The 13859-nt window shown below is 58.7% G+C and carries 15 protein-coding genes; 6 read left to right on the forward strand and 9 right to left on the reverse strand.

All coding sequences use genetic code 11. The annotated features are described in order from the left end of the window. Nucleotide 1: 1 nt before the first annotated feature. The 6 genes from AC07R0_RS10870 to AC07R0_RS10895 all read left to right on the forward strand — a co-directional run bounded on the left by AC07R0_RS10870 (nt 2) and on the right by AC07R0_RS10895 (nt 5262). Complete coding sequence (locus AC07R0_RS10870; RefSeq protein ID WP_495104837.1) at nt 2-751, forward strand: glycosyltransferase family 2 protein; 750 nt, start codon at nt 2-4, stop codon at nt 749-751. Then, complete coding sequence (locus AC07R0_RS10875) at nt 748-1701, forward strand: UDP-glucose 4-epimerase family protein (RefSeq protein ID WP_495104838.1); 954 nt, start codon at nt 748-750, stop codon at nt 1699-1701. The genes AC07R0_RS10870 and AC07R0_RS10875 overlap by 4 nt, the downstream gene beginning before the upstream one ends. Then, complete coding sequence (locus tag AC07R0_RS10880; RefSeq protein ID WP_495104839.1) at nt 1698-2258, forward strand: sugar transferase; 561 nt, start codon at nt 1698-1700, stop codon at nt 2256-2258. Before AC07R0_RS10875 ends, AC07R0_RS10880 begins: the two co-directional genes overlap by 4 nt. A gap of 64 nt (nt 2259-2322) precedes the next feature. Then, nucleotides 2323-3876 carry a lysine--tRNA ligase gene (gene lysS, locus AC07R0_RS10885; RefSeq protein WP_495104840.1) on the forward strand — a complete coding sequence of 518 codons (1554 nt, stop codon included), beginning with the start codon at nt 2323-2325 and terminating at the stop codon, nt 3874-3876. 174 nt (nt 3877-4050) lie between these two features. Beyond that, complete coding sequence (locus AC07R0_RS10890; RefSeq protein ID WP_495104841.1) at nt 4051-4446, forward strand: lysozyme inhibitor LprI family protein; 396 nt, start codon at nt 4051-4053, stop codon at nt 4444-4446. Nucleotides 4447-4473: 27 nt separating this feature from the next. Further along, a complete protein-coding gene (locus tag AC07R0_RS10895) occupies nt 4474-5262 on the forward strand; it encodes an N-acetylmuramoyl-L-alanine amidase family protein (RefSeq protein WP_495104842.1) in 789 nt (262 codons plus the stop codon). Between the two features lie 158 nt (nt 5263-5420). Here AC07R0_RS10895 and nagZ read toward each other — a convergent pair whose 3' ends face one another. From nagZ to lepA, 9 genes are all read right to left on the reverse strand, one after another. Continuing rightward, nucleotides 5421-6482, reverse strand: coding sequence for a beta-N-acetylhexosaminidase (gene nagZ / locus AC07R0_RS10900; RefSeq protein WP_495104843.1), 1062 nt, complete (start codon nt 6480-6482; stop codon nt 5421-5423). 79 nt (nt 6483-6561) lie between these two features. After that, nucleotides 6562-6960 (reverse strand): holo-ACP synthase, encoded by a 399-nt coding sequence (acpS, locus tag AC07R0_RS10905; RefSeq protein ID WP_495075402.1) that lies wholly within the window; start codon nt 6958-6960, stop codon nt 6562-6564. Beyond that, on the reverse strand, nt 6957-7724 hold the full coding sequence (locus AC07R0_RS10910) for a pyridoxine 5'-phosphate synthase (protein ID WP_495104844.1): 768 nt from the start codon (nt 7722-7724) through the stop codon (nt 6957-6959). The genes acpS and AC07R0_RS10910 overlap by 4 nt, the downstream gene beginning before the upstream one ends. Next, nucleotides 7721-8470 carry a DNA repair protein RecO gene (gene recO / locus AC07R0_RS10915; protein WP_495104845.1) on the reverse strand — a complete coding sequence of 250 codons (750 nt, stop codon included), beginning with the start codon at nt 8468-8470 and terminating at the stop codon, nt 7721-7723. Before recO ends, AC07R0_RS10910 begins: the two co-directional genes overlap by 4 nt. A gap of 3 nt (nt 8471-8473) precedes the next feature. Further along, on the reverse strand, nt 8474-9418 hold the full coding sequence (era, locus tag AC07R0_RS10920; RefSeq protein ID WP_495075490.1) for a GTPase Era: 945 nt from the start codon (nt 9416-9418) through the stop codon (nt 8474-8476). Nucleotides 9419-9504: 86 nt separating this feature from the next. Continuing rightward, nucleotides 9505-10206, reverse strand: coding sequence for a ribonuclease III (gene rnc, locus AC07R0_RS10925; protein WP_495075399.1), 702 nt, complete (start codon nt 10204-10206; stop codon nt 9505-9507). A gap of 1 nt (nt 10207) precedes the next feature. Next, nucleotides 10208-10564 (reverse strand): DUF4845 domain-containing protein, encoded by a 357-nt coding sequence (locus tag AC07R0_RS10930; protein ID WP_495075398.1) that lies wholly within the window; start codon nt 10562-10564, stop codon nt 10208-10210. Between the two features lie 24 nt (nt 10565-10588). Continuing rightward, entirely contained in the window at nt 10589-11554 is a 966-nt protein-coding gene (lepB, locus tag AC07R0_RS10935; RefSeq protein ID WP_495104846.1) for a signal peptidase I, read from the reverse strand. Beyond that, nucleotides 11554-13362: a translation elongation factor 4 gene (lepA, locus tag AC07R0_RS10940; RefSeq protein ID WP_495075396.1), complete on the reverse strand. Its 1809-nt coding sequence runs from the start codon at nt 13360-13362 to the stop codon at nt 11554-11556. The genes lepB and lepA overlap by 1 nt, the downstream gene beginning before the upstream one ends. Between the last annotated feature and the right edge of the window lie 497 nt (nt 13363-13859).

Here is a 13859-nt window from a genome sequence, read left to right on the forward strand (position 1 = left end):
CGTGAAACTGAGCATCATCACCGTTTGCTATAACAGCGCCGACACCATTACAGCAACACTAGCCTCCGTTGCCACCCAAACGCATCCCAGCATCGAACATATCGTGATCGACGGTGGTTCTGCAGACGCCACGCTGCAACAGATACGGAAGCATGGCCAGCACGTCAGCACTCTGGTGTCGGAGCCGGACAGCGGCATATACGACGCAATGAACAAGGGCTTGGAAAGGGTAACCGGGGATGTGGTTGCATTCCTCAATGCCGATGACCGCTATGCGAACACCCATGTTTTAGCAGGTATCGCTGCGCAAATGCAGAACGAAAATCTGGATGCCCTCATGGGCGATGTAGCCTTCTTTCGCGCAGAAGCGCCTGAACAACTAGTGCGGCGGTATAGCTCATCTCACTTCAAGCCAGACCGTTTGGCCTGGGGTTGGATGCCATCTCACCCTGCGCTCTTCGTACGCAGAGAAATTTATGAGCGGGTCGGGCCCTTTCGCACGGATTTCAAGATTGCGGGAGACTATGACTGGATCGCCAGAGCGTTCAAAAATGGACAGGTGCGATACCAGCACAAAAATGAAATTCTGGTACGCATGCAAATGGGCGGCGTCAGCACCCGTGGATGGCGCAATACTTTGCTACTTAACCAAGAGGTGCTGCGCGCTTGCAGGGACAATGGCATTTCCACCAATTGGTTCAAGATCCTGTCCAAATATCCCCGCAAACTATTGGAGTATGTACGCCTGTGAAAGTCCTTATCACAGGAAGCACGGGCTTTGTCGGTCGCGCTCTGCTGACCCAGTTGCAAGCGCGCCCGGATTTCCATCTCCGCACCTCGCTCCGTCAGGCTACACCAGCACGCGAAAGCGACCCCGTCAACTCGATTTTGGTGGGCAATATGCATGCCAATACGGACTGGCGGGCCGCGCTATCGGACATAGATACCGTAGTCCACTTGGCGGCCCGAGTGCACGTCATGCAGGAACAAGACCCCAACCCCTTGCAGGCATTTCGGGACAGCAATGTACATACGACCTTGCACTTGGCGCAAATGGCGGCCCAAGCCGGCGTCAAGCGTTTGATTTTCATCAGCTCGGTCAAGGTCAACGGTGAAACTACGCCCACCGGGCACCCCTTCAACGAAACCAGCCCTCCCTCGCCTCACGAGCCCTATGCCATCAGTAAATTCGAAGCCGAGAATGCTTTGCGGCAACTGGGGCAGACCAGCGGAATGGAGATCACCATCCTGCGCCCACCACTGATCTACGGCCCTGGCGTGAAAGCCAATTTCGCAAGTCTGGCCCGTGCCATAGCCAGGGGAAAACTTTTACCCCTGGGCGATATCCATAACCAACGCAGCCTCGTTGCTTTGGACAATTTGACCGATTTAATCACCCTCTGTTTGACCCACCCCGCAGCAGCCAACCAGACCTTTATGGTCAGCGATGGAGAGGACCTATCCACCACCGCACTGGTGCAGCGCATGGCTCTGGCTATCGGCCGTCCTCCCCGTTTGCTAGCCATCCCTCCATGGATACTGTCTGCTGGGGCCACCCTGTTGGGCCAGCGCGCTGCAGTCCAGCGCTTATGCAGCAACTTGCAAATAGACAGCAGTAAGGCGCGCACCCTGCTTGGCTGGGTGCCGCCGGTCAGCTTGGACGAAGGATTGCGTCGCGCGTTGGAGGAGTACCGGTCGTGAAGCGGCTATTGGATCTGCTGCTGGCCCTGGTTGCCACGGCCATACTCGCGCCCGCCATGCTGCTGGTGGCGGTTGCCGTACGACTCACCTCGCCCGGCCCGGTGCTGTACTGGTCGGACCGCGTGGGCCGAGGCAACCACATCTTCAAGATGCCCAAATTCCGCAGCATGAAGATCAATACCCCGGCCGTTGCCACGCACCTGCTGGGCAACCCCGGCGCCCACCTCACGCCGATTGGCAGCTTTCTGCGCAAAAGCAGCCTGGACGAGTTACCCCAGCTATGGAGCATTCTGTGTGGCGACATGAGCTTTGTCGGCCCGCGGCCCGCGCTGTTCAACCAGCAAGACCTGATTGCGCTGCGCACCGCGGAAGGCGTGCACGAGCTGCTGCCCGGCTTGACCGGCTGGGCGCAGATTAACGGGCGCGACGAGCTGCCTATTCCTGCCAAGGTGGCGCTGGACACACATTACCTGCAGCACCACTCGCTGGGGCTGGACTGCAAGATACTAGTCCTGACGTTCCTCAAAGTCTTGCGCCGCGACGGCATCACGCACTGAACCTGCCGAGCCGGACTTAAAATCAAAGGTTTGGCGAACTTCGCCCTCCTCTTTCTATAACAGCATGTCTGAAAACACCTCCGCCCTGCCTCCCGTTCCGGCCCAAGACGAAAACCAGCTGATCCTGGAGCGGCGCGAAAAGCTCAAAACCATCCGCCAACAGCAAGCCGAAGGCAAGGGCGTGGCGTTCCCCAACGACTACAAGCCCAGCCACCGCGCGGCCGACCTGTTTGCCAGTTACGGCGACAAGACCGCAGAAGAGCTGCAACCCCTGGGCGCCACCGCCAAGGTTGCCGGCCGCATGATGCTCAAGCGCGTGATGGGCAAGGCCAGCTTCTGCACGCTGCAAGATGCCTCGCTGGGCGGCACCGGTGGCCGCATCCAGATCTACGTCAAGGGCGAAGACGTGGGCGCTGAGCTGTACGCCAGCTTCAAGCATTGGGATCTGGGCGACATCGTCGCCGCCGAGGGCACGGTGTTCAAGACCAAGACCGGTGAACTGTCTATCCACGCCACCAGCGTGCGCCTGCTGACCAAGAGCCTGCGCCCCATGCCCGACAAGTTCCACGGCATGGCTGACCAGGAAACCAAGTACCGCCAGCGCTACGTCGATCTGATGACCGATGTGGAAGCCCGCCAGCGTTTCATGGCGCGCAGCAAGGCCGTCAGCGCACTGCGCGAATTCATGGTGGCCAATGACTTCCTGGAAGTCGAAACCCCCATGCTGCACCCGATTCCCGGCGGTGCCAACGCCAAGCCCTTCAAGACCCACCACAACGCGCTGGACCAGGAAATGTTCTTGCGCATCGCGCCCGAGCTATACCTGAAGCGCCTCATCGTCGGCGGCTTTGAGCGCGTGTTTGAAATCAACCGCAGCTACCGCAACGAAGGTATCTCGGTGCGCCACAACCCCGAGTTCACCATGATGGAGTTCTACGCGGCCTACTGGAACTACCAGGACCTGATGGACTACACCGAGAAGCTGATCCGCGATGCGGCCCAGCGCGCCACCGGCTCACTGCAGCTGACGTACGCGGGCAAGCCTGTCGATCTGAGCCAGCCGTTTGAGCGTCTGACCATCGTCGAAGCCATCCAGAAGTACACCGAAGCCGGCGACAACGTGTTCGATGCCACCTGGCTGACGAACGCCGTGAAAAAGCTGGGCCTGACCGAAGCCAAGAACAAGCTCGCCGGCCGCAGCCTGGCCAGCCTGCAGGTGCTGTACTTCGAGGAAACCGTGGAAGAAAAGCTCTGGCAGCCGACCTTCATCATGGAACACCCGACCGAAATTTCGCCACTGGCCCGCGCCAACGACGACCGCCCGGAAGTCACCGAGCGCTTCGAGCTGTACATCACCGGCCGCGAATTCGGCAACGGTTTCAGCGAATTGAACGACGCCGAAGACCAGGCTGCGCGCTTCCAGGCCCAGGTCACGGCCAAGGACAGCGGCGACGACGAAGCCATGCATTTTGATGCTGACTTTGTGCGCGCCCTGGAATACGGCATGCCCCCCACCGGCGGCTGCGGCATCGGCATTGACCGCCTGATGATGCTGCTGACCGACAGCGCCAGCATCCGCGACGTCATCCTGTTCCCGGCGCTGCGCCGCGAGGCTTAATTTTCATCATCCGATAGAGCGCCAGCGCAGATAGCACCTGCGCTAGCAGCTATCAAAAAAGAAGTAAAAATGTGGGTGCTAGCCACCGCATGAAAATACGGCGGATGGGCTTAGCGACTGGTTTCTACAGTGTGCAAATCGCCCATAATTTCCAATCCCATATTCGGAGAATTTATGAAATTTTTGACTTTGGCTTCGTTGGCTGCAGGTTTGTTTTTTTCGGCGCAATTTGCCCACGCTGATAACACTGACAGCTGCGACAAGTTCAAGACCAGCTACGACAAAACTTATTGCGTCGCCAAGTTGTTTTTGGAATCCGACAAAGAGCTGAATTCTGTGTACACAGAGCTACGCAAACCGCTCAAAGATAACGTCAAACAGCAACTAACCGAAACACAGCGCGACTGGATTAAATTCCGGGATGCGTCTTGCGAGCGCTCTGGCTCCATCGACGTGAGCTGCAACTACAAACTCAACCGTGAGCGCGCCGAGTACCTGCGCGACCGTGCCCGTGAGTGCAAAACCGGCACTTGCAACGACGCCGCCATCGCCAAAAAATCTTGGGAATAAGCAGCTTGAACGGATAGGCGCAAGCACATGTTGCCGCGCTATTTGAAAACGCGCAGCGCACAGGCACTTTTGTGTCTGTGCGCTTTTTTTACGTGCGCCGCCGCTTCGAATGCGGCTGACGCACCGCGCACCGCGGGCCAACCATTCGTCATCGTGCTAGACCCCGGCCACACCCCCAAGCAAGCCGGTGCTTTGGGCGTCAAGGGAATCTATGAAGTCGCCTACAACGATGCACTGAGTGCAAAACTGGCCAAGGGCTTGGAAGCCACAGGAGTGCAGGTGGTACTCACGCGCGCATCCTCAGAAGAAATCAGCCTGGACAGACGTGCGGAGCTGGCAAACGCCCGACAGGCAGATTTATTTTTAGCGTTGCACCATGATTCGGCGCAGCTGAAATACCTGGCCAAAATTGAGGTTAACGGCACACCCGCCTACCAAGCCGTTCAGCCTATTACCGGTTACTCGATCTTTGTGTCCCAACGGAATCCCAAGTTTGCGCAGAGTCAGCAGTTTGCCAAGCTATTGGGGCAGGAATTGCTCGCACTGGGTCGCCATCCCTCGCTGCACCACGCCGAACCTATTGCAGGCGAAAACCGCGAACTGCTCGATGCCAAATTGGGCATTTACAAATTTGACGAGCTACTGGTTTTGCGAAAAACCACGGTCCCCGCAGTGCTGCTGGAGGTCGGTGTAATCGTGGACGCGGGGGATGAAAAGTATGTGGCCGACAACGCCAAGCAAGATGCCATCGTGCAGGCGATCGTGGCAGCCGTCGAAAAATTCCAGCATTCAGTCTTACCCCAACTCCAAAACTAGAGCTTCACTTTTCCCCGCGTTAGCTGCCCATCTGCAGAAGCAAAAACAAATGGGCAGCAGCGCTTTGGAGGGGATAGCTCTCATCTGCAAATTCCAATACCCAATAGCCCCCTAGCGCATGTACTAGCAGCGCTAGTAGCTACCAAATAAATAGCACCTCAAGGCACCAGCCAGAGCGCCTGCATATAGGCCGGATGGGTCATCAGCTTGTCCCATTCCAGCGCGGGCGTGGTGGGCAACAGGCTTTGGCGACGGTCTTCGCTGGCTTCGTTAGGTTCCCACTGGCCCTTGAGCTGGGCCTCGGTCAGGCCTTGCAGCAAGGCATCCACTGCCCGTCCTTTGTCGGCCAGGCTTTGATTGCACAACAGCACCATGTCGCAACCGGCTTCCAGCGCGGCCACGGCGGCGGCGGTATAGCTCACGTCCTTACCGTCAATGCGACGCGCGCCGGCCATGCTCAAATCGTCGCTGAAGATCGCGCCATGGAAGTCCAGCTGGCCACGCAACACGTATTGCAGCCACTTGCTGGAGAAGCCCGCGGGCCGGCTGTCCACCTTGGGGTAGATCACATGGGCCGGCATGACGCTGGACAAGCTGGTGTTCAGGCTGGCGTAGGGCAAGGCGTCTTCGGCCAGGATGGCTTTCAGGCTGCGCTTGTCCACCGGAATGTCCGTGTGCGAATCGGCCTTCACAAAGCCGTGACCGGGGAAGTGCTTGCCGCAGTTCGCCATGCCGGCTTGCAGCAGGCCGTGCATCAGGCTCTTAGCCAGCAGGCTGGCGACCCGCGCATCGCTGTGGAAGGCGCGGTCGCCAATCACGCTGCTCTCGCCAAAGTCCAGGTCCAGCACCGGGGTGAAGCTGAAGTCCACGCCGCAAGCGCGCAACTCGGTGGCCAGCACATAACCACAGGCGGTGGCGACATTGGTGGCCTGCAGCGCGTCGCGCATCCACATCTCGCCCAGTACGCGCATGGGCGGCAGGTGGGTAAAGCCATCGGTCTTGAAACGCTGGACCCGACCGCCTTCATGGTCCACGCAGATCAGCAGGTCTTTGCGGACCTTTTTGATGTCCCGGCACAGGGCGGTGAGCTGGGCCCGATCTTGCCAATTGCGAGCAAACAGGATGATGCCGCCGGTCAGCGGATGCTTGAGGCGCTGGCGGTCGGTGCGGGTCAGCGTGGTGCCGGCAATGTCAATGATCAGGGGGGCGTGTTGGGACATAGGAAGGATTTATCAAATAAATGCTTCTAGCGCAGGCAATACCTGTGCAAGCAGCTATGAATACTATAGCAATCAAGAATCACGCTGGCAAACGCTCCACGACGACAAAACTGGCGGCGTAGTCGGTTTCGTCGGTCACGGTGACGTGGGCGCTCAGCCCCTGCGCCTCAAACCAGGTTTTCAGTGCCGCGTGCAAAACAATGCTGGGCTGGCCGCTGGGCAGGTTGACGATCTCGCAGGAGCGCCAGGTCATGGGCATGCGCATGCCCATGCCTATGGCCTTGCTGAACGCCTCCTTGGCGCTGAAGCGCGTGGCCAGGTAGCGCACGCCCCGCTCGGGCCAGCGCGCGCCGCGCTTGCGCCAGGTCTCCAGCTCGGCATCGCTCAGCACCTTCTCGGCAAAGCGATCGCCATGGCGCTCCAGGCTGGCGCGGATGCGGCGCACGTCGCAGATATCGGTACCTATGCCGTAAATCATGGCCGGGCGGCGTCGGCAATACAGCGCAGGTAGTCACGCACCGTGGCGGCATAGCCCAGCTCCAGCGCGTCGGCCACCAGCGCGTGGCCTATGGACACTTCTTGCACCTGCGGGCAGGCGCGCAGAAAGGCGGTGAGGTTGTCACGGCTCAGGTCGTGGCCGGCATTCACTCCTAAATCGATAGCTGCTGCCGCTTGTGTTGCCTGCGCGAACTGGCTTAAAACCTCTTGAAATTGGGGCTTGCCGTAGGCGCTGGCGTAGCTTTCGGTATAGAGCTCGACGCGGTCTGCGCCCACGGCCTTGGCCAACGCCATGGCCTCGGGCACGGGGTCCATGAACAGGCTGACGCGCACGCCCAGGCTCTGCGCCTCGGCGATCAGCGGCCGCAAGCGGTCGCCGTCCTGGGCCAGGTTCCAGCCATGGTCGCTGGTGAACTGGTCTTCGCCGTCGGGCACAAAAGTGCACTGGTGGGGGCGGCAGCGGCGCACAAAGTCCATCAGGTTCTGGAACGGGTTGCCTTCAATGTTGAACTCACGGTCGGGCCAGGCGGTCAGCAGGTCAGACAGCTCGTAGACGTCTTCGGTGCGGATATGCCGCGCGTCGGGCCGCGGGTGTACGGTAATGCCCTGGGCACCGGCCTCCAGGCACAAGGTGGCGGCACGGGCTACGCTGGGGATGCCCAGATGCCGGGTGTTGCGCACCAGCGCCACCTTGTTGACGTTGACCGAGAGGGCGGTTCGCACCGCAGCGTGGGGAGAAGTCATAGGGCTTGCAGATCCATCATCAATTGCCGCGTATGCAGCGTTGCCATGCCGCAATGGTAGTGCAGCACGGCGCGCAACTGGGGCTTCAGTCCGTTCAATACCTCGGCGCAGGCGCGCAAAGTGGCTGTGAACGGTGCGCCGGGCTGCAGCGATTGCTGCAGCGACAGCCACTGTGTGCCGCTCAGGCTGGCCCGGTCGTCCGCCTGGCTCTGGCGCAGGCCGCCTTCGGCGACCAGGCTGTAGCGGCCCTCGGGCTCCAGGGGCTCGAAGGTCATGGTCTGCACGTCCAGCAAGGGCAGCAGGCCAATCTCGCGCAGCAACAGCAGCTCAAACGCCCGCAGCGCCGGTTGCAACGCTTCGCCATGTTCAGAGGCCAGCACCTGTACCGCAACGCCGTAGGCGTCGAATAAAGCCGTGTGCGGGTCGTCGCGCGCCAGCAGGCGCATCAGCAGCTCGTTCAGGTAGTAGCCGGACAGCAGCGCATCGCCGGTCGGCATCACGTGGCCGCCCACCCATTCGGCCGCCTTGAGGTTGCGGATTTCCGCATCACCGCCAAACGACAGGCGCAAAGGCTGCAACGGCAGCAGGATGGGACGGAAGTTGGAAGTCGGCTTCTTCACCCCCTTGGCCACAATCGCCATGCGGCCGTGGTGGCGGGTGAAGACCTCCAGGATCAGGCTGGACTCGCTCCAGTCGTAGCGGTGCAAAACATATGCAGGCTCATCATGGAACCGTTTTGGAGCCACGAATCACTCGTAGCCAAAGGAGCGGACTCTTGCCTCGTCGTCGGCCCAGCCGGAGCGCACTTTCACCCAGACCTCGATGAACACCTTGGCATCCATCAATTTTTCGAGTTCGACACGGGTTTCCATGCCGATGCGCTTGATGCGCTCGCCCTTGTCACCGATCACCATGGCCTTGTGGCCATCGCGTTCGACCACAATGGTGGCGGCTATCTTCAGCAGGCGCTTCTGGCCTTTGCGCGCAGGCGGCTCTTCCTCGAACTTGTCGATGATGACGGTGGAGGTATAGGGCAACTCGTCGCCGGTCAAGCGGAACAGCTTCTCGCGCACGGTTTCAGCGGCCTGGAATTTCTCGCTGCGGTCGGTCAACTCGTCTTCGTCATACCACCAGGCCTGCTCGGGCAGGTATTTGGCGCAGATGCCGAACAGGCGCTCGATATCCTTGGCGTTCTTGGCCGACATGGGCACGAACTCGGCAAACGGGTGGCGCTCCTGCATACTCTGCAGCCAGGGCGCGATCTCGGCACGGCGGTGTACGTTGTCCAGCTTGTTGGCAATCAGCAGCACCGGAATATTCGGCTTGAGCAGGGACAGCACCTTGGCATCGGCCAGGGTAAAGCTGCCGGCTTCCACCACGAACAGCACCAGGTCCACGTCGCTCACCGCGCCCTGCACCGTCTTGTTCAAAGAGCGGTTCAGCGCGTTGTTGTGCAGGGTCTGAAAGCCGGGCGTATCGACAAACACGAACTGCGTGTTGTCGCGGGTACGGATACCGGTAATGCGGTGCCGCGTGGTCTGGGCCTTGCGCGAGGTGATACTGATCTTCTGGCCCACCACCGCGTTGAGCAAAGTGGACTTGCCCACATTGGGCTTGCCGACAATGGCCACCAAGCCGCAGCGCTGGCCGGTTACAGGCGCATCAGGAGATGCTTTTTTTAAATCGGCCAGCATGCCTTCCAGGGACGCCATGGCATCGTCTGGTGCGTCTGTGGGTTCGGTGGAGGACTCTGGGGGATTAGGAGGGTTAGAGCTTGCTGTCATTTGGAGGCTTTCACGGCGACGGCTTTGGATTCAAGTTTGACCAGCATGGCAGCGGCCGCCGCCTGTTCGCCAGCGCGGCGCGAGCCGCCGATGCCGCGCTCGGCCAGGCCAAGCTCAACAATTTCACATTCCACATCAAAGGTCTGCCGGTGGGCCGCCCCCAAGGTGCTGACCACGCGGTAAGCGGGTAACTTCATTTTGCGGCCTTGCAGCCACTCCTGCAACTCGGTCTTGGGGTCCTTGCCGATCGCCTGCATCTGCGGGTTGATTTCCACCGTCTTGAACAGGCGGTGCACCAAGGCCTCGGCAGCGCCGTAGCCGGCATCGAGGAACACCGCGCCAATCACCGCTTCCAGCGCATCGGCCAGAATGGACGGGCGTTTTTGCCCACCCGAGCGGGCCTCGCCCTCGCCCAGGCGCAGCACGCCTGGCAGGTCCAGCACCACCGCCAGCTGGTACAGCGTGTCCTGCTTGACCATATTGGCGCGCACGCGGGACAAATCGCCTTCGGGCAAGGAACTCAAACGGGTGTAGAGCAGGCCGGCAACGGCCAGATTCAATACCGAGTCGCCCAGGAATTCCAGGCGTTCGTTGTGGTCTGCCGAAAAGCTGCGGTGCGTGGTGGCACGGACCAGCAGTTTTTCATCAGAAAACACATGTTGCAGACGTTGCTGCAACGCAAGAAGACCATCGTTCACGCTATTTGCTGGAGCCAGAGTACTTGATCAATAGATATGCCGGACCAAAGAGTTCGATCTCTTTGTTGTAGGCCACCGAGACGACAACCTTGTCGCCGTTTTTGCTGATTTCCAAGTCCTTGGCTGTAACCGAGGAGATCAAATCAATGCTGGCGGCCTTGTCAAAAATAACGCGCACTTCCGACACGGTATTGCCCTCTTTGGCCTTGTTCAGGGCCTTCAGGATGGTCTGGTATTCGATCACGGTCGGCACCACCTTGGCGCCTACGATGAATACCGAAATCACCAGTGCCATCATGAGAACCAGCCCGATGAAGGACAGGCCACGTTGCTTGGATTTGAATGCAGATGTGTTCATACGGTAACTTTGCATCGATTACGGTTAGTGGAACGAGCCAATGCGCCTGGGACTACTGAAATTCATCCATACGAAGAAGGCCTTGCCGACGATATTCTTGTCCGGCACAAAGCCCCAATAGCGGGAATCTGCCGAGTTGTCGCGGTTGTCGCCCATCATGAAATACTGGCCTTCGGGGACTTTGCACACCACGCCTTCGACACTGTATTTGCAGTTTTCCTTGAAGGGGAAATCATCCGTACCCTGTACAAAAGCAGGTCGGCTGTCGTCATTCAGCAAACGGTGGGGCCGATCACCCAGGTTTTCTTCAAATTGCTTGAAGTAGCGCATCTGGTCTTCGTCAAAGAAGTCTGCGGTGGGTTTGGTCGCAATTTCCTTGCCGTTGATAGTCAGGCGCTTATTGATATAGGCCACCTCATCACCGGGCACGCCCACCACACGCTTGATGTAATCCATGCTGGGCTTGGGTGGGTAACGGAACACCATGACATCGCCACGCTGGGGTGGCGTGCCGGCTGTGATCTTGGTGTTCAGTACCGGCAAGCGAATGCCGTAGTGGAATTTGTTCACCAGAATCAGGTCGCCCACCAACAGCGTCGGAATCATGGAGCCAGACGGGATCTTGAAGGGTTCGAACAAGAAGGAACGCAGCAAAAAGACAGCAATGATCACCGGGAACAAGCCGGCGGTCCAGTCCAGCCACCAGGGTTGCATCAACAGACGGGCCTTGGCATCAGGCACCACCTGGTCTACCTGGGTGATGCCCATCTTGTTCAATTCAGCCAATCGCTGGGTGGAAGCCTCTTCCAGGCGCACCACGGCCAACTTGCGTTGCGGTAGAAAATAAAACCGTTCGGCCAACCAGTACAAACCGGTGACCAAGGTCGCCAAAAACAAGAGCAACGCAAAGTTGCCTTCCACCACGCCCATATACCAGGCGCCGCAGTAGCCCACAAAGGCCGCCAAAATTACCGAAGTCAGAGCTTGCATCAATCTTCCACCTGCAGAATTGCCAGAAAAGCCTCTTGCGGGACTTCTACCGAGCCGATTTGCTTCATACGTTTTTTACCGGCCTTTTGTTTTTCGAGGAGTTTCTTCTTGCGCGAAATATCGCCGCCGTAACACTTGGCGATCACATTCTTGCGCAGCGCTTTGATTGTCTCACGCGCAATAATGCCGGAGCCAATGGCCGCCTGGATCGCCACGTCGAACTGCTGGCGGGAAATGATCTCGCGCATTTTGGCCACCACCGCGCGGCCACGGTACTGCGACTGGCTGCGGTGCACGATGATCGACAAGGCATCGACCTTTTCGCTGTTCAGCAAAATGTCCACCTTCACCACATCCGCAGCGCGGTACTCCTTGAACTCGTAGTCCATAGAGGCGTAGCCGCGGCTCACTGATTTGAGCTTGTCAAAGAAATCGAGCACGATCTCGGCCAACGGCATCTCGTAAGTTAACACGACCTGGCGGCCCTTGTAGGCCATGTTCATTTGCACGCCGCGCTTCTGGTTCGCCAGCGTCATCACCACACCCACGTACTCTTGCGGCATGTACAGGTGCACGGTCACGATGGGTTCGCGTATTTCCTCCATGCGGCTGGAGTCGGGCATCTTAGATGGGTTCTCCACCATGGTGACGGTGCCGTCAGAACGCGCCACCTGGTACACCACGCTAGGTGCGGTAGTGATCAGATCTTGGTCGAACTCGCGCTCCAGGCGCTCTTGCACAATTTCCATGTGCAGCAGGCCGAGGAAACCGCAGCGGAAACCAAAGCCCAAGGCCTGCGACACCTCGGGCTCGTAGTGCAGTGATGCATCGTTGAGCTTGAGCTTTTCCAGCGCGTCGCGCAGTGAGTCGTACTCACTGGCCTCGGTCGGATACAGACCGGCAAACACCTGGGGCTGGATTTCCTTGAAACCCGGCAAGGCCTCGGCCGCTGGGCCGGCGTTGTTCGGCAGCTTCTTCTCCAAGGTTACCGTGTCGCCCACCTTGGCAGCTTGCAGCTCCTTGATGCCGGCAATGATGAATCCCACCTCGCCCGCCTCAAGGGACTGACGCACTTCGGTGGCCGGCGTGAACACGCCCAGGTTATCGGCGTTATAGACCGCGCCCGAAGCCATCATGCGGATGCGCTCGCCCTTGCCCAAACGGCCATCGACCACGCGCACCAGCATCACCACGCCCACATAAGAATCGAACCAGCTGTCGATGATCATGGCGCGCAAGGGTGCGTCCGGGTTGCCCTTGGGTGCTGGCACCCGGGCCACGATAGCCTCCAGAATCTCATCAATACCCAAACCCGTTTTCGCCGAGCAAGGGATGGCATCGGTCGCATCGATACCGATCACGTCTTCAATTTCAGCCCGTGCGTTGTCAGGGTCTGCATTCGGCAAATCGATCTTGTTCAGCACCGGCATGACCTCCACGCCGAGGTCGAGCGCGGTGTAGCAATTGGCCACGGTTTGTGCTTCCACGCCCTGGCTGGCATCGACCACCAGTAACGCGCCTTCACACGCAGACAGCGAGCGACTCACTTCGTACGAGAAGTCCACATGGCCGGGCGTGTCGATCAGATTCAGGTTGTAAATCTGACCATCCTTGGCCTTGTAGTGCAGCGCTGCCGTCTGTGCCTTGATAGTTATCCCACGCTCTTTTTCGATGTCCATCGAATCGAGCACCTGGGCCTCCATTTCGCGTTCAGCCAGTCCGCCGCAGCGTTGAATCAGGCGGTCCGCCAACGTTGATTTACCGTGGTCAATATGCGCGATGATGGAAAAATTTCTGATGTGGTTCATCAACGGGAAGCTTTAAGTGATTGAATTAAAAGGCGCAGAAATGAAAAAAGGGCGCGTCGATGACGAACGCGCCCTGAACCAACAATCTTTGGCAACTGCGATAGCTGGAGCTTCATTGTAGGTAAAAAGGCGAATCAGCACAGCCCACGCACCAGCACCATGCAAGCGTTGCAAGGTCACAACAGGCAACTTATTCACAACTTATCAACAGAGTCGGTGGATAGTTTTCTGGACAACTTGTGGGCGATCTGTGGATCGCCTGCGTTCCACAAGGCTTCGTCCCGCATCGTGGTTTTCACCATTTTTGATATGTCCAAAACCCATAGAGCGAGTCGCTGATTCTATCCAAAATCGTTGTTAGCACTTTTTGAAGTTAGTAATTACAAACATCCAAAGAACCCGAAAGGCACACAAGAATTTTTTGTGACAGCCCATTTACAGGTTTTCAGCGACAAAAAAAGCCCCAATCCCTAGTTGGGAAGGGGGACTTTTATGGG

The sequence above is a fragment of the Rhodoferax sp. GW821-FHT07F03 genome, from assembly GCF_059418745.1.

Coding starts and splice junctions, on each gene's coding strand:
- AC07R0_RS10910 (WP_495104844.1), bottom strand. CDS start 7,724: ATGACTTCTCCCCACGCTGCGGTGCGAACCGCCCTCTCGGTCAACGTC.
- lysS (WP_495104840.1), top strand. CDS start 2,323: ATGTCTGAAAACACCTCCGCCCTGCCTCCCGTTCCGGCCCAAGACGAA.
- nagZ (WP_495104843.1), bottom strand. CDS start 6,482: ATGTCCCAACACGCCCCCCTGATCATTGACATTGCCGGCACCACGCTG.
- AC07R0_RS10930 (WP_495075398.1), bottom strand. CDS start 10,564: ATGAACACATCTGCATTCAAATCCAAGCAACGTGGCCTGTCCTTCATC.
- AC07R0_RS10890 (WP_495104841.1), top strand. CDS start 4,051: ATGAAATTTTTGACTTTGGCTTCGTTGGCTGCAGGTTTGTTTTTTTCG.
- AC07R0_RS10895 (WP_495104842.1), top strand. CDS start 4,474: ATGTTGCCGCGCTATTTGAAAACGCGCAGCGCACAGGCACTTTTGTGT.
- era (WP_495075490.1), bottom strand. CDS start 9,418: ATGCTGGCCGATTTAAAAAAAGCATCTCCTGATGCGCCTGTAACCGGC.
- lepB (WP_495104846.1), bottom strand. CDS start 11,554: ATGCAAGCTCTGACTTCGGTAATTTTGGCGGCCTTTGTGGGCTACTGC.
- lepA (WP_495075396.1), bottom strand. CDS start 13,362: ATGAACCACATCAGAAATTTTTCCATCATCGCGCATATTGACCACGGT.
- acpS (WP_495075402.1), bottom strand. CDS start 6,960: ATGATTTACGGCATAGGTACCGATATCTGCGACGTGCGCCGCATCCGC.